At 37.6% G+C, this 23,904-nt stretch carries 23 protein-coding genes; 15 read left to right on the top strand and 8 right to left on the bottom strand.

Translation table 11 applies throughout. From position 1 onward, the window contains the following. The first annotated feature begins 69 nt into the window (after nucleotides 1-69). The gene (locus tag B3600_RS17325; RefSeq protein WP_070565571.1) at nucleotides 70-549 is read left to right on the top strand and encodes an RrF2 family transcriptional regulator; all 480 of its coding nucleotides are present in this window, start codon (nucleotides 70-72) and stop codon (nucleotides 547-549) included. 1,421 nt (nucleotides 550-1,970) lie between these two features. After that, on the top strand, nucleotides 1,971-2,588 hold the full coding sequence (locus B3600_RS17320; RefSeq protein WP_115050734.1) for a hypothetical protein: 618 nt from the start codon (nucleotides 1,971-1,973) through the stop codon (nucleotides 2,586-2,588). A 222-nt stretch (nucleotides 2,589-2,810) separates the two neighbouring features. On the opposite strand, the gene B3600_RS17315 is transcribed toward B3600_RS17320, so the two are convergent. Beyond that, nucleotides 2,811-3,284 (bottom strand): SRPBCC family protein, encoded by a 474-nt coding sequence (locus tag B3600_RS17315; RefSeq protein WP_286753785.1) that lies wholly within the window; start codon nucleotides 3,282-3,284, stop codon nucleotides 2,811-2,813. 119 nt (nucleotides 3,285-3,403) lie between these two features. Between B3600_RS17315 and B3600_RS17310 the strand changes: the two genes are divergently transcribed. After that, the gene (locus tag B3600_RS17310; RefSeq protein WP_286753784.1) at nucleotides 3,404-3,916 is read left to right on the top strand and encodes a GNAT family N-acetyltransferase; all 513 of its coding nucleotides are present in this window, start codon (nucleotides 3,404-3,406) and stop codon (nucleotides 3,914-3,916) included. Continuing rightward, nucleotides 3,913-4,776, top strand: a complete 864-nt coding sequence (locus B3600_RS17305; RefSeq protein WP_286753783.1) for a metallophosphoesterase — start codon at nucleotides 3,913-3,915, stop codon at nucleotides 4,774-4,776. The genes B3600_RS17310 and B3600_RS17305 overlap by 4 nt, the downstream gene beginning before the upstream one ends. A gap of 305 nt (nucleotides 4,777-5,081) precedes the next feature. On the opposite strand, the gene B3600_RS17300 is transcribed toward B3600_RS17305, so the two are convergent. Then, the gene (locus tag B3600_RS17300; protein WP_070565580.1) at nucleotides 5,082-5,507 is read right to left on the bottom strand and encodes a cold-shock protein; all 426 of its coding nucleotides are present in this window, start codon (nucleotides 5,505-5,507) and stop codon (nucleotides 5,082-5,084) included. A 404-nt stretch (nucleotides 5,508-5,911) separates the two neighbouring features. Between B3600_RS17300 and B3600_RS17295 the strand changes: the two genes are divergently transcribed. Continuing rightward, on the top strand, nucleotides 5,912-6,193 hold the full coding sequence (locus tag B3600_RS17295) for a GNAT family N-acetyltransferase (protein ID WP_070565582.1): 282 nt from the start codon (nucleotides 5,912-5,914) through the stop codon (nucleotides 6,191-6,193). A 53-nt stretch (nucleotides 6,194-6,246) separates the two neighbouring features. Here B3600_RS17295 and leuS read toward each other — a convergent pair whose 3' ends face one another. Beyond that, entirely contained in the window at nucleotides 6,247-9,030 is a 2,784-nt protein-coding gene (leuS, locus tag B3600_RS17290; RefSeq protein ID WP_286753782.1) for a leucine--tRNA ligase, read from the bottom strand. A 217-nt stretch (nucleotides 9,031-9,247) separates the two neighbouring features. On the opposite strand from leuS, the gene B3600_RS17285 reads away from it, so the two are divergent. From B3600_RS17285 to B3600_RS17265, 5 genes are read left to right on the top strand one after another with little or no spacing between them, the layout of a single operon-like run. After that, nucleotides 9,248-10,126, top strand: a complete 879-nt coding sequence (locus B3600_RS17285) for a cell division protein FtsX (RefSeq protein ID WP_046674489.1) — start codon at nucleotides 9,248-9,250, stop codon at nucleotides 10,124-10,126. Nucleotides 10,127-10,128: 2 nt separating this feature from the next. Further along, the gene (locus B3600_RS17280) at nucleotides 10,129-10,368 is read left to right on the top strand and encodes a DUF3098 domain-containing protein (protein WP_046674488.1); all 240 of its coding nucleotides are present in this window, start codon (nucleotides 10,129-10,131) and stop codon (nucleotides 10,366-10,368) included. A gap of 22 nt (nucleotides 10,369-10,390) precedes the next feature. Beyond that, nucleotides 10,391-11,185, top strand: a complete 795-nt coding sequence (locus tag B3600_RS17275) for an undecaprenyl-diphosphate phosphatase (protein WP_070565586.1) — start codon at nucleotides 10,391-10,393, stop codon at nucleotides 11,183-11,185. Nucleotides 11,186-11,194: 9 nt separating this feature from the next. After that, a complete protein-coding gene (truB, locus tag B3600_RS17270) occupies nucleotides 11,195-11,917 on the top strand; it encodes a tRNA pseudouridine(55) synthase TruB (RefSeq protein WP_070565588.1) in 723 nt (240 codons plus the stop codon). Nucleotides 11,918-11,972: 55 nt separating this feature from the next. Then, nucleotides 11,973-12,947 carry a bifunctional riboflavin kinase/FAD synthetase gene (locus B3600_RS17265; protein WP_070565590.1) on the top strand — a complete coding sequence of 325 codons (975 nt, stop codon included), beginning with the start codon at nucleotides 11,973-11,975 and terminating at the stop codon, nucleotides 12,945-12,947. An 89-nt stretch (nucleotides 12,948-13,036) separates the two neighbouring features. Here the strand turns inward: B3600_RS17265 and aroQ are convergent, their stop codons facing one another. Then, nucleotides 13,037-13,456, bottom strand: a complete 420-nt coding sequence (gene aroQ / locus B3600_RS17260; protein ID WP_070565703.1) for a type II 3-dehydroquinate dehydratase — start codon at nucleotides 13,454-13,456, stop codon at nucleotides 13,037-13,039. 267 nt (nucleotides 13,457-13,723) lie between these two features. Continuing rightward, complete coding sequence (locus B3600_RS17255) at nucleotides 13,724-15,397, bottom strand: gliding motility protein RemB (protein WP_070565592.1); 1,674 nt, start codon at nucleotides 15,395-15,397, stop codon at nucleotides 13,724-13,726. Nucleotides 15,398-15,592: 195 nt separating this feature from the next. Between B3600_RS17255 and B3600_RS17250 the strand changes: the two genes are divergently transcribed. The 4 genes from B3600_RS17250 to B3600_RS17235 all read left to right on the top strand — a co-directional run bounded on the left by B3600_RS17250 (nucleotide 15,593) and on the right by B3600_RS17235 (nucleotide 19,610). Then, nucleotides 15,593-17,008, top strand: a complete 1,416-nt coding sequence (locus tag B3600_RS17250; protein ID WP_286753781.1) for a glycoside hydrolase family 125 protein — start codon at nucleotides 15,593-15,595, stop codon at nucleotides 17,006-17,008. Between the two features lie 53 nt (nucleotides 17,009-17,061). Continuing rightward, nucleotides 17,062-17,886 (top strand): glutamate racemase, encoded by an 825-nt coding sequence (gene murI, locus B3600_RS17245; protein WP_286753780.1) that lies wholly within the window; start codon nucleotides 17,062-17,064, stop codon nucleotides 17,884-17,886. Nucleotides 17,887-17,957: 71 nt separating this feature from the next. After that, nucleotides 17,958-18,203 (top strand): hypothetical protein, encoded by a 246-nt coding sequence (locus B3600_RS17240; protein ID WP_046674482.1) that lies wholly within the window; start codon nucleotides 17,958-17,960, stop codon nucleotides 18,201-18,203. 153 nt (nucleotides 18,204-18,356) lie between these two features. Then, entirely contained in the window at nucleotides 18,357-19,610 is a 1,254-nt protein-coding gene (locus tag B3600_RS17235; RefSeq protein ID WP_286753779.1) for a PQQ-dependent sugar dehydrogenase, read from the top strand. A 432-nt stretch (nucleotides 19,611-20,042) separates the two neighbouring features. Here B3600_RS17235 and B3600_RS17230 read toward each other — a convergent pair whose 3' ends face one another. The 3 genes from B3600_RS17230 to dnaB form a co-directional block, all read right to left on the bottom strand. Next, nucleotides 20,043-20,171, bottom strand: a complete 129-nt coding sequence (locus B3600_RS17230; protein ID WP_262886172.1) for a hypothetical protein — start codon at nucleotides 20,169-20,171, stop codon at nucleotides 20,043-20,045. Between the two features lie 44 nt (nucleotides 20,172-20,215). Next, nucleotides 20,216-20,689, bottom strand: coding sequence for a 23S rRNA (pseudouridine(1915)-N(3))-methyltransferase RlmH (rlmH, locus tag B3600_RS17225; RefSeq protein WP_070565601.1), 474 nt, complete (start codon nucleotides 20,687-20,689; stop codon nucleotides 20,216-20,218). 413 nt (nucleotides 20,690-21,102) lie between these two features. Continuing rightward, on the bottom strand, nucleotides 21,103-22,713 hold the full coding sequence (gene dnaB, locus B3600_RS17220) for a replicative DNA helicase (protein WP_370445164.1): 1,611 nt from the start codon (nucleotides 22,711-22,713) through the stop codon (nucleotides 21,103-21,105). A gap of 384 nt (nucleotides 22,714-23,097) precedes the next feature. Between dnaB and ubiE the strand changes: the two genes are divergently transcribed. Then, nucleotides 23,098-23,838 (top strand): bifunctional demethylmenaquinone methyltransferase/2-methoxy-6-polyprenyl-1,4-benzoquinol methylase UbiE, encoded by a 741-nt coding sequence (gene ubiE / locus B3600_RS17215; protein ID WP_112376154.1) that lies wholly within the window; start codon nucleotides 23,098-23,100, stop codon nucleotides 23,836-23,838. The last annotated feature ends 66 nt before the right edge of the window (nucleotides 23,839-23,904 follow it).

Here is a 23,904-nt window from a genome sequence, read left to right as displayed (position 1 = left end):
CCCTAATTTTTAATCGTTGCGGATGGCTATTTTTGATTTTGTACATTTGCAAAAAGCAAAAAAGAGATTATGGGTATTTTTTCTAAAACATGTGAATATGGACTAAGGGCAGTTTTTTTTATTGCACAAAGCTCCCAAGAAAATAAACGCGTGAGCATAAAAGAAATAGCAGAGAGTATCCATTCTCCAGAGGCTTTTCTAGGCAAGATACTACAGAATCTAAGCCGAGCAGGTATCATTCGATCCATGAAGGGACCTGGCGGGGGGTTTTACCTCGACAGCGGAGATATGTCCACACCACTATCCGAGGTCGTTAAAGCGATCGACGGTGAAAGTCTATTTGTCGGCTGCGGCATGGGGCTTGAATTCTGCTCCGAACAATATCCCTGTCCCTTGCATCATGAGTTCAAAAGCATACGCAATAACCTTTCAGAAATGCTTCAAAAAACAACAGTCGGCCAATTCAATGATGATCTTATCAAGGGCAAAATCCTATTAACGAAAAGCCATATCGAACCCGATAAAACCAGGACAAATTCCTCAGATTAATAGGCCAAATCTTCCGCTTCTTCCTGCTATTTTCCAGCTGTGCCCCTTTACAAAAAGTAAAGAAGTGCGCATAAATTCCATTTTTCAATATATAAATATTAAATCCATATAACACACAATAAACACCTGAAAAATAGGTTTATAAAAAAATAAAAATGTAAAAAAAAGAATTTTAGACATCTTAACATTCGTTTCCACAGAAGACCTAAAATCGCCCTAAATTCGACCTTTTAGGATGAAACTACGCTTATAGGAAAACCGATCTGGCAGAGGCTCGACCGCCTCGATATAACCTGTTGTAAATAATGCTCATTTCCTAATTAAACAGTCCTATTGAGCGCAGCAATCAGGCATCTATCTAACCGATCACTGGGCAATAATTGCCCTCTTTGCATAGCTTTCCTTTGGGTTAAACACAAAAAATGAGGATTATTCTCTGACTACAACACCATCTTTTCGTATTTTTACTGGAAGAATCATATTATTAAAAATAATAACAATTTAAACTCTAATTAACAATCAATTATGTAATTTATATAAACAAAAAAAATAGCATTAAATAACACCATTAACGGGCTATTTTAAATAAAAAAAGGTGTGGATAAAATTTTATCCACACCTTTTTCTTACTCAAGTACAGCCACAATGTGAAGAACCATACAGCCCCGGTTTACGCAAAAGTCAAACAGGTAAATATCGTTGTATCTTCGCGCTTGATTTATGCAGGCTGAAAATAACATGTGCGACAAGACATATGTCAATGATAACCGCAGACAAAAAAGGCCTCGAAACAAATGGGCGCCTGAGCAGGGTTCAATTGACCAGCGTAAGCCCCACTTGCGCACCCCGTCTCATGAACGCAAGAAAACACGCGATATAACAAGCTTTTTATGCGGTATAAGACAATAAATATCTATAACCAACCAAATACATATAATCTTTACAAAATCGCTTAAAACGGATAATAACAGCTTTCCCGCCTAACTATGGGTAAACCTTAAAAACACAGCTGTCGAAGTACCCATGAGGAGTACTTGACTTGCAATCAACGGGACACTCTATTTCTATATCACCATTCTGAGTCATGCTATCCAATTCTACCCCCCTCTTAATCGATTTAAGATAACAACTTTCTGCAAAGCACCACATTCACCTCTACAAAAAAGAAGAGCACAGTGGAGCTTAAAACGACTCAAACAACATCTTATCTGCGCTAGAACTTTATGGACCCAGTAAAAAACTTCAGGAGTTGAAGGGTGACAAATTCATAAAAAAAATGAGAATAAAAACCTTTAAAATAAATAAGTAAAATGGATTATATAAAGCTATACATCATAAAAAAACTACCCTAGACCGTTAAAATCAAATTCGGAAAGAACATAACAAACGCTTTTATTATCTTTAAATTTTTCAAAAAGACCATGAATAAAGACACCTTAGTGAGATCATTCTTAAAAGCAGAACGGATAAAGATGAAGAAAGCCCGTAATGTCATTATTGGAATTTTCTTGGTTATGTTTGCTTTTTGTTACGGTTTTTTCTTATTTGCCTTTTTTTCGAAATGGTCAGCCAGTGAAGATAAGCTCTCGTTTTTCTATAAATCACTCCCTACCCTATCTGTTCTTTTTATTTATTTAGGTTTTGCGTTCGGTATATTGTGCTGGATGGCTTACATTAAAAATCAAAAATTCATCAATGCGCTACAGCGACTAAACGATCATGATATAGCAGTCTACCAGGAGTACAATAGACGACTCATGCACTTTTTTGCCGTTGCCGCTCCTTATCTTTTTTGTGAAAATGAGATTTTATTCTTTCCGTTGATCGGAAATAAACGGATCGCTATTCATCAAATCCATCGTATTGAAACAAAAATTATCAGAAATTACCGGGGACCTAACAGCTATCGTATCTATTTCTACAATGAATTCAACAAAATTCATCAGGTTACCATGAATCAAAAAGGAGCTTTTGAGTTTTTACAGGAAGAGCTTTGGAAGAAAAAACCGGATTTGGTTATTTTAGCAAGAAATCATTAATAAAAAGGTTTTACGGATACTGTCGAAAAAAGTACAAAGAAGCAATGCTACCTCAAAGTCAATATCGGATTTTAATCCAGCCAACAGCGAATCGATGACCTTCTCACTAAACACACGATACGAACAAATCTATAACCTTCTAGCGAAGAACATTCATACGGTTGTTAAGGAAGCCTAAGCTGAGCCGATCAATCCTTTATTCTTTTTCCAACAAAGCTACTCTTAAATATACGAGCCATATTTTCCTGATTCCGCAACTTCTTTGATCACTTGATTGCGCTCCTCGAGAAAGCATCGCATATAGCGCGTTAAAAAAAGCCATTCTGCAAATCTCCCCAAAACTCCGAGCGGCGCCTTGAAATTAAATATATCACGCATGACTACTTTTCCATTTTCAAGTTGCTTGAAAATGTGCTTATGATCCATGGTATGAAATACCCCCTGGGTCATTTGATCTTCAAAAAAATGAGGCTTTTCCATCGCCGTTATCTGCACGGTCAATGTTTGCGTAATGCCGAGATGTCTTGCGTGCCACCGAACCTTTTGTCCTGCTTCGATCAAACCCGTCGTCACTCCATCAATCGCTTTCTCCCTTGTTTTCTTTGTCGAATACATATGCAAATCAATACTACGCGCCAGGTCAAAAACAACAGGCAAAGGAGCCTCTATAACTGTATCTAAAATAAGCTGCGGCATAATATACTCTTAAAAATTTTCACACGAATTTCGTAAAATTCGGTAACTTCTTTAGGATTCAGCATTAGAATTTTATAAATTGAGTGTATTCTATCCAAACAGCAACATAGACAATAAGCATGATAACACTCCTTCCATTCGAAAGATCAGATTTCCCCCTTTTTAAATCCTGGATTGGATCAGCAGAGGAACTATTGCAATTTGCAGGACCTTATTTTTCGTTTCCACTTAGCGATCAGCAACTTGAACAATATATACAAAACCCAAAGCGCCGCGCTTTTAAAATAACAGATACAACAACCACAGAAACTATTGGTCACTGTGAATTAAACTTCGAACGAGACATCCCAAGACTCTGCCGCATTTTAATTGCAAAAAGTTCCGAACGAAATAAAGGCTATGGCAAAAGCACCGTAAATGCACTGCTAAAACTACTTTTCACCGAAGGAAACTATGATATAGCTGATCTAAACGTTTATGACTGGAACTACAATGCAATTCGGTGCTATGAAACCGTAGGCTTCCGGATCAACGAAAATATTATTTCAACAGTAGCAATTGGAGATGAAACCTGGAAAAGCCTCAATATGCAAATCAATAAATCAACATGGAAAGCTAATTTAGCGCGATGAAAAACAAGCGAAAATTAAAGCATATCACCCTATACTTACTTATTATGGGTACATTGATCGGTTTTTATAGCTGGAAAATCGAGCCGCATTGGGTAAAATATGAACAGATCGATCTACCTATAAAACATTTACCCGAGGTATTGAACGGAAAATCATTGGTCCAGATTTCTGACATCCACATCGGAAACTATGTGGATAAAGATTTTATAAAAAGAACCTTCCGAGAAATCGCAGCATTAAAGCCGGATATCATTGTCTACACCGGCGATTTTGTACGGCTCGTTAATCATAAAATACCCTTAGCTGAGCTTGATAAAGTCATGCAAGTTGCACCAAAAGGCAAACTTCAGACATTGGCGATCCTAGGAAATCATGATTATGGAACGAATTTTAGGGACAGTGCTGCAGCAGACTCAATCGTGAGCCTACTCAAAGGATATAACATCAGCGTATTGAGAAATGAAAGTATAACAATCCATGGGTTAAGAATATTCGGCATAGATGACCTTTGGGGAACGAATTTTAACCCTATCAAAACTATGAAGGAGTATAACCAATCGCAAGCCAGTTTGGTCTTATGCCATAATCCAGATGCCGCAGACCTCAATGTCTGGAATGGTTACACTGGCTGGATTCTGGCAGGACATACGCACGCGGGTCAGATACGAATTCCATTTTGGGGCTCCCCGATCATACCTGTACGAAACAAGAAATATGATCAAGGAATAAAAAAAATAAGCGGAAACAGAATATTATATATCAATCGAGGACTGGGACACAGTATTCCTATCAGATTCAACGCCAGACCCGAGGTTACAATTTTCACCTTGAAAAAGGAATCACAAAATGAAATCCATTAGGTTCGATCCGACCTTTTAAAGAAGGTATGGATAAAATGCGGTATAAATAGTTTGCCTATAATCGTCTAAAGGATCTATTCCTTGCGGTCTACCCAAAACAGCATAGCTTGAACTCCAAAAATCCGAAACGATGAAAAGCTGACGCACAAAGCTTTTTAAATTCGACAATGGAATATCTCGACGGAACATAAATCAAAAACCGTCAATTTAAAGCAAAAAAAAACCTTTGTTTGACGCCAATCACGATGATATCAAACAAAGGACCTTATTATTAACACCTGATTTTCCAAGTGTTCTCTTGCGTGCTAATATTCAATCAAAACCTCGGTTACTTGCGCACCTTGTTTTGCACTTTTGAATTTAAACTTCACCTTTTGGTTGAGGTTTAGTTTCTGACCGACGAGACGATCATTGAAATATATTGATTGCTGCGTTTCGTTGTCCCTAATAAAACCGTAATTGGACTCTGTATTATAATGAACAACCTTTCCAAAAGAATAGTCTTCTTGAGGAGAAGCGTTATATGTCGGAGTTTCACCTTCTTTCAATTTTACCGGCGGTTTGTCTGAGATATTTCCGTATTCATCAACATAGGCAAACAATTCTTCTAATGACTTTCCCTTGTCATTGTTTGTTTTGTTGAATTCTTTTTTCTCATTTTTTTGTTGCTTTTTAAGTAGCTTCTTTTTTTCTCGTTCTTTTTTGTTAAATGTAATTTGGCTTTTGCTCATTCAATATGGATTAAAATAAAATGTTCCCGAAGAGGTTACGGACCTTTAGAGCTTCATTGAAAAGATAAAAATGCGAGGTATACTAAGGAGATATTTGCAAAGATAAGAAAAATTCTTCAGAAAATGTCTATTAAGCGTTTGTATTCATGCTGATATCAACTTAGCATGAGTTCATCATTGTTGATTTTAAGCTCGATCTATAGGTAATAGTTTTATGCGTATTTTTTTTGTGAACGCCCCTAGAGCAAACGATAGTTTGACTAGCGGTGAGTTTAACCTTCAATTGTGAATAAGAGCCTATACTCTCGCATCCTTTCGCAAATAGATAAACCCAATTGCAATACTAAAATTGAGAAATTCCATAAAACAAAAAGATCATTTAGACGTTACTTTTAAAAAAAACTATGGAAATAAGAAACATCGAAAGGGACGAAAGAGGCAATTTTATTGCAGAAGTTGAAAATAATGAAGCCGGAATTTTAGAGTATACCTGGCAAAACGATCATGAGTTCTCCATTGATCATACAGAAGTCTACGACGAGTATCAGGGAATGAGTGTGGGAAAAAAATTGGTACTGGAGGCTGTTGACTACGCCCGAAAGAATGACGCCAAAATTATCCCAAATTGTCCCTATGCGAAAGCTATCTTCGATAAAACAATAGCTTTTCAAGATGTATTGGCATAAAAAAGCCGTTTTATCCTATCGATAAAACGGCTTTTTATACTGTATTGAGTGGATTAAATGACGATATTGATTATTTTTCCTTTGACAAAAATAATCTTTTTGATCGCCTTCCCATCTAAATGCCGTTGTACATCAGCATGGGCTTTAATCGTATCTTCTACTGCTTTTTGATCTAAATCAAGTGCCAATGACAGATTAAATTTCATCTTACCATTGAAAGACACCGGATAAGCAAATTCCGATTCAACTAAATATTCTGGTTTAAATACAGGATATGAAGCGTAAGATAGTGTACCAGCTTCATTACCCAACAGCGCCCACAACTCTTCCGTAATATGTGGTGCATAAGGCTGAAGAATAATGACAAGCTGTTCCAATATTTGCCTTTTATTGCATTTCAACTCGGTCAATTCATTGACGCAGATCATAAAGGCTGAAACTGAAGTATTGAATGAAAAACGCTCAATATCATCTTCCACCTTTTTGATAATTTTATGTAAGGCTTTAAACTCTGCTTTGGATGGATCTTCATCGGAAACAGTGAAACTACCCTCAGCATCGTGGAACAGTCGCCATACTTTACGTAAAAACTTATAAACCCCTTCAATCCCATTTGTATTCCAAGGCTTAGCTTGCTCCAAAGGCCCCAAAAACATTTCATATAGTCGTAATGTATCTGCTCCATAGGATTCGATAATATCGTCCGGATTGACCACATTGAATTTGGATTTTGACATTTTCTCCACTTCGCTGCCGCAGATATACTTACCATTTTCCAACACAAATTCGGCGTTGGCAAAGTCAGGTCTGAAAGCTTTGAATTTTTCCAAATCCAACTGATCATTATAGACTATATTTACATCGACATGTAATGGAATTGTTTTATATTCGTTTCTCAACCCATAGGATACAAATTGATTTGTACCTCTACCCTCTTCATCCAACACACGATACACAAAATTAGAGCGCCCTTGAATCATGCCCTGATTAATCAATTTGCGGAATGGCTCTTCCTCATTTTGATAACCCAAATCTTTCAAAAACTTGTTCCAAAAACGCGAATATAACAAGTGTCCAGTAGCATGCTCAGAGCCACCGATGTATAAATCTACGGCTTTCCAATAATCCACTGCTTCTTTAGACGCAAAATTACTTTCATTTTTTGGATCCATATATCTAAACCAATACCATGAAGAGCCCGCCCATCCTGGCATCGTACTCAATTCATACTCATATTGATCTTCATATTTCCAATCTTTTGCCCTTCCTAAAGGAGGTTCTCCTGATTCTGTCGGTAAATATTTATCAACCTCGGGCAATAAGAGCGGTAATTCTTCTTCTTTAATTAAATAAGGTAATCCATTTTTAAAGTAGACAGGAACGGGTTCTCCCCAATAGCGCTGACGACCAAAAATAGCGTCACGCATACGGAAGTTTATTTTTGCTTTACCTAATTTTAATTCTTCCAATTTAGCAATCAACGCAGGGACCGCCTCTTGGTAAGTCATACCATTGATAAAATCGGAATTGATATATTTCCCGTCTTTATTAGGATCAGCTTCTTCTTCAATATGTTGGGTATCCGAAATAGGAATAATAGGAAGAGCAAAATGTTTAGCAAACACATAGTCACGTTGATCGCCACTCGGAACAGCCATTACAGCACCTGTACCATAACCGGCAAGTACATAATCTGCAATCCAAATTTGTACATCTTGTCCTGAAACAGGATGTTTAGCATAAGAACCTGTAAAAGCACCAGAAACTGTTTTCGTATCGGCCATACGATCCAATTCAGATTTTTTCGCCGTTTTCTCGATATAGGCATCCACTTCAGCTTGCTGCTCAGGTGTAGTCAATGCAGCCACCAATTCATGCTCTGGAGCCAATACGATAAACGAAACGCCAAATAGGGTATCTACACGTGTAGTGAATACCTCTATGTTTGTATTTAATTGTGGCACGGGAAATTTCACGGAGGCACCTACAGATTTCCCGATCCAGTTCCGTTGCATTTCAACCAAAGGCTCTGGCCAATCAATTGTATCTAAACCTTTCAACAAACGATCCGCATAGGCCGTAATACGCATAGACCACTGCATCATCTTCTTTTGCTCCACAGGATAACCGCCACGTTCAGAGACACCGTTGATTACCTCGTCGTTCGCTAACACTGTACCTAAAGCGGCACACCAGTTTACTGTACTTTCACGCAAATAAGCAATCCGATATTTCAACAATTCCCGTTGTTGTTTTTCTTCGTCAAAAGATTTCCATTCATCAGCGCTGAATTCCAAGACATCTTCATCGGAAACTGCTAAAATGCCAGCAGAGCCACTTGCAACAAACCTAGCGATTAATGTTTCGATCGGTTCAGCTTTATCTGACTCTTTATTATACCAAGAATCAAACAATCTCATAAAAATCCACTGTGTCCATTTGTAGTATGACGGATCAGAAGTACGTACTTCTCTACTCCAGTCATAAGAGAACCCAATGTTATCCATTTGCTCACGATAACGATTGATATTTACCTCAGTCGTAACAGCAGGATGCTGACCAGTTTGAATGGCATATTGCTCTGCAGGAAGTCCAAAAGAATCATATCCCATCGGATGCAATACATTGAAACCTTTCAAACGTTTATATCTTGAAAAGATGTCCGAAGCAATATATCCCAGCGGGTGACCAACGTGCAGCCCCGCTCCGGAAGGATAAGGAAACATATCCAATACATAGTATTTTGGCTTTTGATGCGTATCGGACGTTTTATACGTTTGATGATCCGCCCAAAATTTTTGCCACTTTTTCTCTAATGATTTGTGATTATACTCCATTTTTATTCGTAAGGAATTTTTATGACTTGCGAAATTACGATTTTAATACTGAAATGTGATAAAAGTTTTGTAGTTTGAACAATAAATTATAGTATTGAAAAGTTAATTAAACATAGGAAGAAAACAGCGTTCGAATAGATTTTATCAAAGTAATTACAAGATTAATTCGAAATCTTCCACTCAAATAGTTACTTTCGCAAATAAATTTTTGCTTATTATGTCAGAATACGAATTAAGCACACAAAAAAGAAAAACAAAATCTGTATATGTATCTACGGTTATCAGTATCGCGCTCGTGTTGCTGGTAACAGGTATGTTAGGGTTACTCTTGGTGCACGCTAAAAATCTTTCGAAATACGTTAAGGAAAATATCGTCTTAAATGTCATCGTAAATGATGGCACAAGTGAAGGTGATGTCCTTTCACTACAAAAAGACCTTGAAAAAGATCCTTACGTACTTCGCACCGAATATATCAGTAAAGAATTGGCTGCAAAAAACTTGAAAGAAGATCTTGGTGAAGATTTCGTACAATATCTGGGGCATAACCCACTATTGCCTTCTTTAGATGTTTACATGAAAGAGAATTATGCAAATACAGATAGCATTAAAACTTTTATTGAAAAGATTTCCAAAAACAATAAAATTAAAGAAGTTGTATACCAAGAGTCATTAATTGACATGGTCAACAAAAACGTACGCATCATCGGAATGATTGTTCTTGCTTTTGCGGTTATCTTACTGATTATCGCCGTAGCTTTAATCAATAATACGATACGTCTTGCGATCTATTCGCAGCGTTTCTTAATTAAAAGTATGCAATTGATTGGGGCGACTAAAAACTTTATTCGTAAACCATTTATAACATATGGCATCATTCATGGTTTATTGGGATCTTTGATCGCGATTTTACTGCTCATTCTAACGCTGAAATTTGCACAACAGCAAATACCGGAACTGGTTTTTTTACGCAACTGGTTTGAATTTGCAGTGATCTTTTTAGGCGTAATCCTGATTGGAATTCTCATTTCGGGACTTAGCACCTATTTCGCAGTAACAAAATATTTAAAGGCACAATCTAACGATTTATACAGATAAAAATGGCTCAAATAAAGAAATCTACTGAATCAGTCAATAAAGGTTCATTTGTATTCTCCAAAGTAAATTACCAACTGTTTATAGCGAGCTTAGCTATTGTAGTCATTGGCTTTACATTGATGTCTGGTGAAACTGACATTTATAGTTTTACCAAGATCACCTTGGCCCCTATTGTTGTTGTTCTTGGATTTGCGATCGGATTCGCGGCAATCCTATATCGTCCCAAAAACAAATCAAATTAAAGCATAATCTTACCTCAAACAGATGTCTATTATTGAAGCTATCATCCTTGCTATCATTGAAGGATTAACGGAGTTTTTGCCTGTGTCTTCGACAGGTCATATGATCATTGCTACTGCCCTAATGGGTATTCAACCATCGGCCTTTGTCAAATTATTTACAATTGTCATCCAGTTAGGAACGATATTATCCGTATTGGTGTTATACTACAAGCGTTTCTTTAAAACACTATCATTTTACTACAAATTGATCATTGCAGCTATCCCCGCCTCTGTTTTGGGCTTGTTATTCAACGATTATATTGATGCATTACTGGAGAGTCCATTAATGGTCGCCGTGATGTTGGTCGTCGGCGGTCTCGTTTTACTTTTTGTTGACAAGTGGTTCAACAAACCAACTGTTGAAGATTCGGACAAGGTTTCCTACAAACAAGCTTTTATGATCGGGGTATACCAATGTCTTGCATTAATTCCGGGTACCTCAAGATCTGCAAGCACAATTATTGGTGGTATGGCCGAGAAACTAACACGTAAAGCTGCTGCGGAATTCTCCTTTTTCCTTGCTTTGCCTATGATGTTTGGCGCTTCTGCCGTAAAGCTTTTAAAGTTCTTTAAAGAAGGTAACACCTTCACGGGAGAAGAACTTAATTTGCTTATTATCGGAAATCTAATTGGTTTCGTTGTTGCAATCGTCGCCATTAAGTCTTTTATCGGCTTTTTAACCAAATATGGTTTTAAAGCATTTGGTTGGTACCGAATCATCGTTGGTGTAATTATTCTTGCCCTCCTACTTTCGGGTCATAGTTTACAAATTATCTAAAATCTTTGGATGGAAAATATAGAGGTTAGTGAAAACTCAGCAAAGTTCAACTTTGCTGAAGGAGAAATGTTGTTGATCGATAAACCTTTAACATGGACAAGTTTTGACGTTGTTGGTAAAGTTAGAAACTCAATCAAGCCATTAAAATTAAAAGTCGGTCATGCAGGGACTTTAGATCCACTGGCAACGGGGCTACTCATTGTATGCACCGGAAAACTAACAAAAAAAATAGACAGCTACCAAGCTGAGGACAAAGAATACACGGGTTCGATCACCTTAGGAGCGACGACGCCTTCTTACGATCTGGAAACAGAAATTGACCAAACCTTTTCAATCGATCACATCACGGAGGACATGATCTTCGAAGCAGCAAAATCCTTTGAAGGCGATATTCAGCAATTTCCCCCCGCCCATTCAGCCATAAAAATTAATGGCGAACGTGTCTATGAAAAGGCCCGTCGTGGCGAGGAGGTTGAAATAAAGTCCCGCCAGGTACGTATCAATAGCTTTATCATTGAAAGAATCGAGCTCCCCAACGTATATTTTCGTATATCCTGTTCAAAAGGAACTTACATCAGATCGTTGGCCTACGATTTTGGAAAATTCTTACAGAGTGGATCACATCTGAGTTCCTTGCGACGCACCAAAAGTGGAGATTATCGCGTAGAAAATGCTTGGAACCTTGAACAACTTATCGCTGAAATAAAACGTCATAAAGAAATCATTAAATAACTTTACCGTCCCATTTTATTGATTCTTTATCTTATTTTTGCAAAAACTCCTATAAATGAAAATCTACAGAAGTTTAGATGATTTCTCACCAGTTGAAAATGCAGTTGTAACCATCGGTACTTTCGATGGAGTTCATATTGGCCATCAAAAAATATTGGCTCACCTAAAGGAAGCAGCTCATAAAATTAATGGTGAGACAATTTTGCTTACTTTTTTTCCACATCCACGATTGATTATCAATCCAGACGATGATAGTTTACGCCTGATCAACGATATCGAAGAAAAGGTCAGTCAATTAAGCAAAGTGGGAATTGACCACTTAATTATCATTCCTTTTTCCCGTGATTTTTCCAATCAGACTCCGGAAGAATATATTAGCAATGTTCTTGTTGGCAAATTGGGCACAAAAAAGATTGTGATAGGCTATGATCACCATTTTGGCAAAGATCGAAAGGGTTCGATGGGCGATTTGGAGCAGTTTGCATCTATATTTGACTACAGCGTTGACGAAATTCCGGAGCAAGACATCAATGATATTGCAGTGTCCTCCACGCGCGTACGTGAAGCGCTTATAAAAGGCGATATAAGAACGGCTAATCTCTATTTAGGTTATCCTTTTGAATTAACGGGAACGGTGATTAGAGGCGACCAAATTGGTCGTACCATCGGATTTCCAACAGCCAACCTTCAGGTTCACGAACCTCATAAACTAATACCAGCCTATGGTATTTATGCTGTTGAGGTATACATCTATAATCATATCCAAAACATCACTACGGGAGAGTATAAAGAGGAAAGTCCAGTATCCATCGCGAAAGGCATGGGCTATATAGGAACCAGGCCCACTGTCGATGGTATGAATCGGGCTATTGAAATCAGCCTATTCGATTTCGATCAGGATATTTATGGCAAGACACTCCGCGTAAAGTTCCTTCATTTTATCCGACACGATGAACGATTTGACTCACTTGAAGAAATGAAAGCTCAGATCAAAGCAGACGAAGTCGAAATCAGAAGTCTTATTGGTTAGAACAAGTCTGTTAGCTATAAAACAAAAAAGCGGGAATTCCCGCTTTTTTGTTTTATAGCTATTTTTTCTCTTCCTTACAAAAGAAGATATTATTTAATAAACGCCTCTATACCCAATCTGTAGCTATCCAGGCCAAAACCACAGATCACCCCTCTACAATTCTTTGCGAGGAACGAATGATGACGAAATTCCTCTCTTTGATGGACATTGCTTATGTGAACTTCGATAACAGGTGTTGTGATTGCTGCGATTGCATCCCCAATCGCGACTGAAGTGTGAGTATACGCTCCGGCATTCAACACAATTCCATCAAATTCAAAACCGACTTCGTGTATCTTATCGATTAATCCTCCTTCAGAATTGCTTTGAAAATAGGCTAATTCCACTGTTTCAAATTGTTGTTTTAGTTCTTCAAAATAGCTCAGGAAGTCCTGGCTACCATAAATTGATTTCTCCCTTACACCCAACAAATTTAAATTTGGGCCATTCAGTACGAGGATTTTTTTCATTGGAATAACATTAGTTTTGTGCTGGTCCATTGGCTAACTAAGCGAACCCATGCCATTTTCTGTTTAAGCAAATCGTTTTTAAGCCCTAACACATCATAAGAAGGGATCGTCCACGATCGGATATTTATTCTAATTATATCCAAGCTGTCTTCCCTAATTGTCAATTTGTGCTAAAACGATATTTAAAAATAAACTATATTGGTTTTACAGCATTTTTCGCCAAATCAATATAGTTTATTTTAATTATAGATCGGTTTATAAAAATTTCTATAAATCGTTATAAATTGCCCGGAAACTTGAACGAAGTCCAAATGACACTACGCCAGATTTATTGACTACAGGTGTTTCATATTGTGCTTTTGCGTAACGTTGGGTATAACCAAGTTCTAAACGGAGGTTATACTTGGGATTAAGCACATAGGCAGCCTTAGCATCCGCATAATAGATATTATTCTTTATTCCTTGGGCAATATGATTTCCATATAGATTTGGTATTGTATTATAGGATTGGAAGATGTTACCGCCCATATTACTTCCATCAGGCAGATCAAGTCCATTTTGGGTAAACATACCCTGTAACGAAAAGTCCCATCTATCCCATGCATAATTCACAAGGCCAACAAGCTCTCTAAAGTTTGCCCCTTTCGGATGAGCCAATGGCTCGGCATTGTTACTATAGTTTGAATACGACTTAAAGTGTGCGTAAGTATATGGTCTGGCTGTATTATACTCGGCTAAAAAGTTCAGGTTTTTCACACCAAACATATCATATCCCCTAACACCAAGTTGTGCTCCCCATTTGTTATGCGCATATCCATTCCCGGCAAAAAACTCTTTCGCGGTAAACTCCCCCAATAAGAACTGACCATATGCCGTCAAATTATAGGGTAGTTTATATTTGGAAGTTAACCCCAAAAACATTTTGTCTGGCGAAGTACGATTATTATTTTCAACAGGTCGGATAAAGATAATAGGACTAATATAACTGAAATCAAAACCTCTTTTACCTGCATCGTCTTGCGCAGCCCAAACAACAGATTGGAAAAAGCCAATTGATAATTTATTGGTCACATTCCAGTCCAGATATTGGAAAGCCCCCCATTTTTTACCATCGCCCAAACGCTTGTTCGGTTCACCCTCCATCGGATATGTACCTGTTAAATCCTGTCTAGGATGCGTCGGATCATTCATATAGGCCCAAATCGAAGTATATTGAACATTCCCTATCGTCCCTGTTAATTTCAGATGCGCATAATTCGATGAAAAATCAGAGAGAAGCATGGATCTATATCCATCCCCAATGAAGTTTTTGTCGTAAGCCAAAGTTGCCTGGATATACTTATGCGCGTCATAGGTCATACTTGCTGTCGCATACATCCAATCCATTTTATTGTTGGACTTAAATTTTGAGTTCGCCTGCCCCGGCACAACTTTATTGGCTACGATATAGTCATCCAAATATTTGGGAAATACCGCCTGACTTTCAAATGCGGAAGTATTGAATGTAAATTTATTACCCACGTTCAATCCCACCTGAAATCCTCTGCTATTCATCCATGTCCGACGCTTGTCGCCTAACATATCCTTTCCAATATAAAGATCCGGTAAAAAATCAGCATAGAATGTATAATCTTCTTTCTCAACCTGCACCAGATGTTCATTAAAAATCTTACGCATAAACCAATTGGACGAAGAAACAGGCTTATTGGATTGGATTGAATCAAACTTGGCTAACAATAAAGAGTCTTTGATGACGAATGGTTTAGCAGCAGTGTGCATTCTCGTCTCAGTAGAATAAACCGCATCGTTCATTTTTTGATAAAAATGATACGAATAAGGCTGACTCTTGATCTGGGCAAAACCGCCGAAGGAAATACCTACCCCCATGCTTGCCAGCACAATTCGGAGTAAATTATTATTTTTTGTTATATTAAGCCTCATAAAATTATTTCAAAGATTATTTTTTCTAGCAAAATGCATTCCTAAACGCAAATTAACCGAATAAAAATGACTTTATTCCTATGTTCAGTCAATTTTATAATGCTAAATCGTATTTGCTATTCCTTTTATTCAAAAATATTTATATCTTGCATTTTAGTAAATAACCTTATAACATAAAAATCAGTCCTAGCAAGCATGAAACGCAGAACATTTATCCAAAACGCAAGCCTGTTAACCGCGGGTGCACTTACAAGCAAATTTTCATTTGCTCAAGAACATTCTTTTCCCACTGTACGAACAAGTAAAGAGAAAAGACTTTTCTCGAGCAAGGTCATCGAAGATGCAATTTTAGAATTTCAGAAAAATGTTAAAAATAAGGAACTGGCTTGGTTATTTAACAACTGCTTTCCTAATACCTTAGATACTACCGTATTTCCCTATGTTCAAAACGGAAGAAATTATACCTATGTAATTACAGGGGATATTGATGCCATGTGGTTGCGTGACAGCAGTGCACAGGTATGGCCATACCTTCCTTTTATGAAAAAGGACAAAAAACTACAGGATCTTATTGTTGGCTTAATCCAAAAGCAGAGTAAATGTATCAATATTGATCCCTATGCCAATGCATTTTATAACGATCCGACCAAAAAAGGCGAATGGTTCAGTGATCACACAAATATGAAACCTGGAATCCATGAACGAAAATGGGAAATCGATTCATTGTGTTATCCAATTCGATTAGCTTATCATTATTGGAAAGAAACGAATGACAATAGCCCGTTTAATGAAGAATGGTTAGAAGCGCAACATAAAATATATCAGACTTTTGTTGAGCAACAGCGTAAAGATAGTCTAGGCCCGTACAAATTTGAACGTACAACCTCCAGAGGCTCCGATACATTACAAGTAGATGGCTACGGATATCCTGTAAATCCAGTTGGTTTGATCTGCTCCAGTTTTCGACCGTCAGACGATTCTACCATTTTCTCCTTTCTTATTCCATCCAATTTATTTGCGATCGTTAGCCTTAGACAATCTGCCGAAATTTTGAAAAAGGTTAAAAATGAACATGAACTAGCTGTCAAAATGGAAGCTCTTGCGAATGAGGTCGAAACAGCAGTCAATACATATGGTATCATCGACCATCCGACACTAGGCCGGATATATGCCTTTGAAGTAGACGGTTTTTCGAGCCATCTTATGATGGATGATGCAAATATTCCGAGCTTATTGGCTCTACCTTATTTAGGGGCTGTCGATCTAAATAACGAAGTTTATCAACGTACACGTAACTTTGTTTTGTCTGATAAAAATCCATTCTTTTTTAAGGGAACAGCAGCGGAAGGCATTGGCGGACCTCACATAGGAAGAGATATGATCTGGCCGATGTCCATTATTATGCGAGCACAAACTTCGACAAATGATGATGAGATTCGCAATTGCATCAAAACGCTGGTCAATACGCATGGCGGAACTGGATTTATGCATGAGTCTTTTCATAAAAACGATCCTAAAAAATTCACAAGACATTGGTTTGCTTGGACAAATACATTATTTGGCGAATTAATTTGGAAAATATACAAAGAGAAACCATCTTTGCTTCAATAAAGCTGAAACTTGTAACACAATGTTATAAGTGGAAGAACTTATAACATTGTGTTATGGATAATTTATTAAAACCAGGTCCGATTGGCATTTTTGATTCCGGTTACGGAGGACTCTCCGTATTTAAGGAAATTCAACATCTTTTACCTCAGTACGATTATATCTATTTAGGGGACAATGCTCGGGTCCCTTATGGTACACGGTCTTTTGAAACCGTTTATAACTATACCAAACAATGTGTTTTTAAACTTTTTGATCTAGGCTGTAACCTTGTTATTCTGGCATGTAATACAGCTTCAGCAAAAGCATTAAGAACCATACAACAACATGATCTACCGCCGGGAAAGAGAGTCCTCGGCGTCATCAGACCCACTACCGAAATTGTACACAATTTTACGAAAACTAATAAGATCGGGATTTTAGCTACTACGGGAACGGTAAAATCTGAATCCTATAAAATAGAAATACATAAATTTAACCCAGAAATAGAAGTTTTTCAACATGACTGTCCTTTTTGGGTCCCTTTAGTAGAAAATAACGAAATCAATACAGAAGGCGCTCATTACTTTGTAGAAAAAGATATACGGGAACTTTTACAACAGTCCGATCAGATCGACGCTATTGTGCTTGCCTGTACCCACTATCCATTATTGCTGCCCGTAATCAAAAAATATACACCAAGCAATATCAATATCATTTCTCAGGGTCCAATTGTTGCAAATAGCTTAAGGGACTATCTCCATCGTCATCAGGAGATTGAAACTATTTGTTCCCAAAATGGACAATTGGCCTTCTATACGACAGATGATCCAAGAGACTTTGAAAGTAAAGCAAAAATATTTTTTGGAAAGCCAATAGCCGCAAGCCACATCAGTGTTTAACAAATAAAAGGCAATGATTTTTAAAACTTTTACTCCCTGGTCTTCGTTATGTTGATAAAAAGGCTAGTACAATGAAAAAGAACTTTATAACCATTGCTTACAATCAGGATACACAACATTGTGAATCCAAAGAATTTTCAAGTATTCAGGAAAGTGCAGATTATTTTAAAACTTTCGAGACATCTGCCCAGCCTAACTATGTACCGGTGTGTATCTACAATTTAAACACAAACACGATTCTAGATATAAGTGATTATTATGTAAACAAGGAAACTGAACTCCACCGAATCGTAAAACACTGCCTGGCGGAAAAATAACTCTTTTAATATTTAAAATCTATTGGCTGGCTAGCATCCTCCCTTTCTTATTAATAGAGTTATATATTTATATTATTACATTCTATAAAATAATATTTCATTAATTTTTAATATCTTCAAGCAGATAATCAGACCAAAAACAAGTCACAGATAATGAAAACCAAACTGACAATAAGCCTCTTAACAGTATCTTTAGGATTAACCGCATGTAATTCCAACCATGCGAATTCAAATTCGAGTTCGGATAGCAGCGCAAACGCTGCAACTGACACAACAAGTTACCCTCCGGTAGAAACACAGAAGGCAAACACAAGTTATAAACCAGCATTTGCCGGACAAACGAGAATTCAGGGTGCAAAGACAAGCACGCCGTTCGAAGGTAAAGTAATTGCTGAGGGATTAAAATCTCCGTGGGGCATAACTGCGCTGCCTGATGGCCGATTATTAATCTCAGAAAAAGAGGGGAATTTTCGCATTGCAACGGCGGACGGTAAATTAAGTGACCCAATAAAAGGTTTACCTCAAGTCAATAGCAGTGGGCAAGGTGGACTTCTGGGATTACGTCTTGATCCAAAATTCGAATCAAACCGTATGATTTATTGGGTTTTCTCTGATAATACCGCTGCTGGGACGTTGACGGCTGTTGCAAAAGGAAAACTGTCTGCAGACGAGAAATCGATAGAAGGTGCCAAGGTGATCTATCAAGCTACTCCGGCTCATAAAGGAAATCTGCACTATGGTGGTCGTATTATCTTTGATAAAGAAGGAAATATTATTTTGAGTACGGGTGAAAGATCTGATTTGGTTACAAGACCATTGGCACAAGATCTGAATGCAGCATTGGGCAAGATCTTACGCATCACCACTGAGGGACAGCCTGCTCCAGGAAATCCATTTATAGGCAAGCCAAATGTCCGTCCGGAAATTTACAGTTATGGACACCGCAATCCTCAAGGGCTTGCCTTAAATCCGGAAACCGGCGATCTTTGGGAAACCGAATTTGGTCCACGGGGCGGCGACGAGCTGAACAGAATTGAAGCTGGCAAGAATTATGGATGGCCAACGATTACGTATGGTATAGAGTATAAAGGCGATAAAGTTGGTGCGGGTATACAACAAAAAGACGGTCTGGAACAACCTGTCTATTATTGGGATCCGGTCCTCTCTCCTAGTGGAATTACATTCTATACCGGACAGAATATTCCAGAATGGAAGAATAATCTCTTTATTTGCGGTTTGAGCAGCATGCACATTGCCAGAATTATACTGAAGGATAACAAGGTGGTTGGAGAAGAGCGTCTATTAGGTAGTGAAGGACAACGATTTAGAGATATCACGCAGGGAAAAGATGGCGCGCTGTACGCTATCACAGATATCGGAAAATTATATAAAATTGATAAAAAATAAATTCCTTGATTCGACGCAGCCCCTCTCAAATGGGCTGCGTTTTATTTTGACTTGGCCCTCAAAAACACACTTTCAACTACTTTTATTGACCTTATTTTCTATATTTCTTTTCGAACATGACAAATATCATAGTTTGGCTCGATTATTGATCATCTATTAGCGAATCAATAAATTATTATATGGTAAAAAAAGAAAAAATGAAAAAATTATTAGAAATTAATCCCTTGTCATTCTATATGACCAACTGGGGATTCGTAAACAACACCGCCCCAAAAAGAACGCGCAAAACCTGCCAATCTTCTCCCAAAAATTAAGCGTTCTTGCTTAAACAATTCAATTAAAATTTATTAAAATCATCTGCTGATATCCTCCATACGGATATTAAGTAAGAGATTTATTTCTTTTACTAAATCCGTATGGAAAGACATTAAGCTATGCGAAAAAATAGGCCAATAAGATCACGATAATAATACAAGCAATCATAATGTATTTATTCAATTGGCTATTTTTCTCTCCTTCGTCACTTTTATAGTGATAATCTCGTTTGTTGGGCAAATTCATAAGCTTGTTTTTATTCATGATGAAGTTACGGACTTTTTTCCATATTATTCGTGATGATAAGGCTCCCCCTTCATGATGGAAAAAGCACGATAAAGCTGCTCTGTAAAAAACAAACGAATCATTTGGTGCGAAAACGTCATCTTCGATAAAGCGATTTTTGATTTTGCCCGATCGTAAATCTTTTGGTCAAACCCATAGGGGCCTCCTATAATAAATACCAAATGCTGAACACTTTGTACCATCATTTTTTCCAAATAAGCTGAAAACTCCAAGGAGCGAAATTCTTTTCCATGTTCGTCTAGCAGAACTACTAGATCTTGTGGTTGTAGCTGTTTCAAAATCAGCAAAGCCTCTTTATCTTTTTGCTGTTCAGCAGAAAGATTCTTGACATTCTTGATATCGGGAATAACGACAATACTGAAGTTCACATAAAACTTTAATCGCTTAATGTACTTTTCAATACCTTCAATTAGGTATTTGTCATCCGTCTTACCTATACAAAGTAATGTTATTTTCATCGAAATATATTATTTGTTTTTGCTATCAATAGCCAAATAAAAGCTAACTTGCTCGATCCAAAATAATGAATATCCATTAGCTTCCTGTCATTGTCGAAAAACTGTTCACCAACTTTTGTCTAAGACCTGTTATACTAAGTCTAAAAGCTATCATTCTAATAAACCCAAAGGCGCACAAAGTTCCGATTTTATTTAAAATAAAAACAATCAAAACGACAAAAAAACATTAACCCCATTTGTTCATTTAGTTTTAAAACATTTATTTTTGCGTACACCCTTAATACATCACGTTGAAAATGGATAATAACCTTGTTTTACTAGCGAAAACAAGCCGGACGCGGTAAACGAAAAAACCGAATTTAAATCATTCGGTTTTTTTCTGTTATTTAGGAATACTTATGTAAAATTAACCACTAAAATGGCGCATCATCAGGCATATCGTTCATTCGGGAGGGCATAGTAATACCTCCACTAAAACCTCCAGCACTAAAATCATCTGCAAAGTTTGGCGACGGATTCAAGGCCGAAGCAGAAAATGTAGCCGGCGCATCACCGAATCCATCTCCACCACCCATACCCGAAAACTCATCTTCTAAATCCACAAACTTCACAAATTTACCCACAAAGCGAAGTGGAACAATTCCGGTCTCACCATTACGGTGTTTTGCAATAATAACTTCACCGACACCGGCAGTAGGACGTCCCTCTTCATCTTCTGTCAAACCATAATATTCAGGTCGATATAAGAAAAGAACCATATCAGCATCCTGTTCAATAGAACCAGACTCCCGTAAATCGGACAACATAGGACGCTTACTATTGCCCGGTCTTGACTCTACTGCACGGCTCAATTGCGACAATGCAAGCACGGGGATATTTAATTCCTTAGCTACAGACTTCAACGCGCGCGAAATACTACCAATCTCTTGTTCCCGGTTACCCCCGCCTTTACCGTCTGCTTTACCGTGCATTAACTGCAAGTAATCGACGATCACCATTTGGATATCGTATTGTGCTTTTAGACGCCTACATTTTGCTCTAAATTCGAACACGTTCAACGCCGGCGTATCATCAATAATAATAGGCGCATCAGTTAATCGACCAATTCTCGAATGTAATTGTTGCCATTCATGATCAGCAAGATTTCCTTTTTTCAATTTCTCTTGCTCAATTTCGGTTTCACCAGCGATTAGACGATTGACGAGCTGAACAGATGACATCTCCAGCGAGAATACGGCGACTGCTTTACCGTGTTCCACAGCGGCATTACGCGCGACAGAAAGTACAAATGCAGTTTTTCCCATCGCTGGACGTGCTGCAATAATAACAAGATCAGAAGGCTGCCAACCTGAAGTCATACGATCCAAGGCTGTTAAACCCGAAGGCACACCTGTTAGACCATCTGTGCGATCCCGGAGCATTTCAAGATTAGAAATCGCCTCACGCATAATATCATCCATCTTTCTTGAATCTCTTCGCAAGTTATTTTGCGCGATATCAAACAAGCTTTTTTCGGCATGATCCAAAAGATCGAAGATATCTGATGTTTCATCATATGAACTATTGATAATTTCGGTAGAAACCTTAATAAGCTCACGCTGAATATATTTTTGAGAAATAATACGGGCATGATACTCAATATTAGCTGCAGAAACCACGCGATCTGTCAATTGCGTAATATAGTAGGCACCGCCGACCATTTCAAGAGCCCCCATCCGTCTAAGTTCCGAGGTAACTGTCAATATATCAATTGGAGAAGTCTTTTGAAAGAGGCCAAAAATCGCTTCAAAGATCTTTTGATGTGATTCTTTGTAAAACGATTCCGGTTTTAGAATATCAATAATTTCACTCAGTGCATTTTTCTCCAGCATCAAAGCCCCCAAAACAGCTTCTTCAAGGTCCACTGCCTGCGGCGGAAGCTTACCCAAACCGCTCACCAAATTATTTAATTTGGTACGACGTTCGCCATAATTACCCCGTTTGTTATTATCCGTGTTATTCGCTTCAAAATTACTGTCGTTCATCATGATATTATATCAGAAATATAGCTTTGCTATCCTTATAAATTTTAGATAGGATAACAAATGTATAAAAAATAAAATTCACCACCATGAGGATTTACAAACAGGGAAATTCGACGATCAGATCCGAACCCCCAAAAAGCTTTGATGGACACAGATTTACAGGATTAGTTTTCAACACCTACTGTTGAAAAGATGTTGAAAATAAAAATTTACCACTCAAAATCAATACTTTAAAAAATGTTAATAACTTAAACTATTGTGAATAAGCAAAATGGTCAAAAATAAATCAATATCCTCCACTACCATCAAAATAAACTGACTTTGATATGAAAACAAATCCCTTTTTTAGCACCGAAAAATATTCATATATTGTATCTTTGTAAAATGACGCACGATTCCTCAACACTAAAGCCCTACAAAGATACCAACGATGGGAAGAAGAAACAGGTAGCAGATATGTTTGATAATATCTCGCATTCCTATGATTTTTTGAACCATTTCATGTCTTTGGGTATTGACATTATATGGCGTAAAAAAGCCATCAATTCCTTAAAGTCCATAAAACCGCAACTGATGTTGGATGTAGCGACAGGAACTGGTGATTTTGCACTGGAATCAATTAAAATCTTGAATCCAAAAAAGATTATTGGTGTCGATATCTCCCAAGGCATGCTTGAAGTCGCCAAGAAAAAGATTGCAAGCAAGGGATTAGCGAATCAATTTGAAGTTCAGTTAGGAGATTCTGAGCGGCTTCAATTCGAAGATAATACCTTCGACGCAGTTACTGTAGCATTTGGTGTCCGCAATTTTGAAAATCTGGAAAAGGGCTTATCGGATATATACCGCGTATTAAAGCCTGGTGGGAAAGCTGTTATTTTAGAATTTTCTAATCCGAAAAAGTTCCCCATTAAACAATTGTATAATTTTTATTTCAAGTTTATCACACCAACCATTGGAAAATTCTTTTCAAAAGATTCCAGTGCATATGAATATTTACCGGAATCCGTTGCTCAATTTCCGGACGGCCAAAAGTTCGTGGCCATAAACAAAAAAGCTGGTTTTAATGAAACTATTGTTAGACCACAGACGTTTGGCATCTGTACCATCTATATTGCTACAAAATAGGGTGACCGAGGCGCTGTTTTTTAGGGAAAATCTGATTAAATTTTAAATACCAACTAGTTACAATAT

This window comes from Sphingobacterium sp. UBA2480, from assembly GCF_002341965.1.
Lineage (GTDB): Bacteria > Bacteroidota > Bacteroidia > Sphingobacteriales > Sphingobacteriaceae > Sphingobacterium > Sphingobacterium multivorum.
This window is presented reverse-complemented; position numbering and strand designations above follow the sequence as displayed.

Bases quoted from the DNA above. Each gene is read 5' to 3' on its own strand.
- B3600_RS17325 (WP_070565571.1), top strand. From the start codon at position 70: ATGGGTATTTTTTCTAAAACATGTGAATATGGACTAAGGGCAGTTTTT.
- B3600_RS17320 (WP_115050734.1), top strand. From the start codon at position 1,971: ATGAATAAAGACACCTTAGTGAGATCATTCTTAAAAGCAGAACGGATA.
- B3600_RS17315 (WP_286753785.1), bottom strand. From the start codon at position 3,284: ATGCCGCAGCTTATTTTAGATACAGTTATAGAGGCTCCTTTGCCTGTT.
- B3600_RS17310 (WP_286753784.1), top strand. From the start codon at position 3,404: ATGATAACACTCCTTCCATTCGAAAGATCAGATTTCCCCCTTTTTAAA.
- B3600_RS17305 (WP_286753783.1), top strand. From the start codon at position 3,913: ATGAAAAACAAGCGAAAATTAAAGCATATCACCCTATACTTACTTATT.
- B3600_RS17300 (WP_070565580.1), bottom strand. From the start codon at position 5,507: ATGAGCAAAAGCCAAATTACATTTAACAAAAAAGAACGAGAAAAAAAG.
- B3600_RS17295 (WP_070565582.1), top strand. From the start codon at position 5,912: ATGGAAATAAGAAACATCGAAAGGGACGAAAGAGGCAATTTTATTGCA.
- leuS (WP_286753782.1), bottom strand. From the start codon at position 9,030: ATGGAGTATAATCACAAATCATTAGAGAAAAAGTGGCAAAAATTTTGG.
- B3600_RS17285 (WP_046674489.1), top strand. From the start codon at position 9,248: ATGTCAGAATACGAATTAAGCACACAAAAAAGAAAAACAAAATCTGTA.
- B3600_RS17280 (WP_046674488.1), top strand. From the start codon at position 10,129: ATGGCTCAAATAAAGAAATCTACTGAATCAGTCAATAAAGGTTCATTT.
- B3600_RS17275 (WP_070565586.1), top strand. From the start codon at position 10,391: ATGTCTATTATTGAAGCTATCATCCTTGCTATCATTGAAGGATTAACG.
- truB (WP_070565588.1), top strand. From the start codon at position 11,195: ATGGAAAATATAGAGGTTAGTGAAAACTCAGCAAAGTTCAACTTTGCT.
- B3600_RS17265 (WP_070565590.1), top strand. From the start codon at position 11,973: ATGAAAATCTACAGAAGTTTAGATGATTTCTCACCAGTTGAAAATGCA.
- aroQ (WP_070565703.1), bottom strand. From the start codon at position 13,456: ATGAAAAAAATCCTCGTACTGAATGGCCCAAATTTAAATTTGTTGGGT.
- B3600_RS17255 (WP_070565592.1), bottom strand. From the start codon at position 15,397: ATGAGGCTTAATATAACAAAAAATAATAATTTACTCCGAATTGTGCTG.
- B3600_RS17250 (WP_286753781.1), top strand. From the start codon at position 15,593: ATGAAACGCAGAACATTTATCCAAAACGCAAGCCTGTTAACCGCGGGT.
- murI (WP_286753780.1), top strand. From the start codon at position 17,062: ATGGATAATTTATTAAAACCAGGTCCGATTGGCATTTTTGATTCCGGT.
- B3600_RS17240 (WP_046674482.1), top strand. From the start codon at position 17,958: ATGAAAAAGAACTTTATAACCATTGCTTACAATCAGGATACACAACAT.
- B3600_RS17235 (WP_286753779.1), top strand. From the start codon at position 18,357: ATGAAAACCAAACTGACAATAAGCCTCTTAACAGTATCTTTAGGATTA.
- B3600_RS17230 (WP_262886172.1), bottom strand. From the start codon at position 20,171: ATGAATTTGCCCAACAAACGAGATTATCACTATAAAAGTGACGAAGGA.
- rlmH (WP_070565601.1), bottom strand. From the start codon at position 20,689: ATGAAAATAACATTACTTTGTATAGGTAAGACGGATGACAAATACCTA.
- dnaB (WP_370445164.1), bottom strand. From the start codon at position 22,713: ATGAACGACAGTAATTTTGAAGCGAATAACACGGATAATAACAAACGG.
- ubiE (WP_112376154.1), top strand. From the start codon at position 23,098: ATGACGCACGATTCCTCAACACTAAAGCCCTACAAAGATACCAACGAT.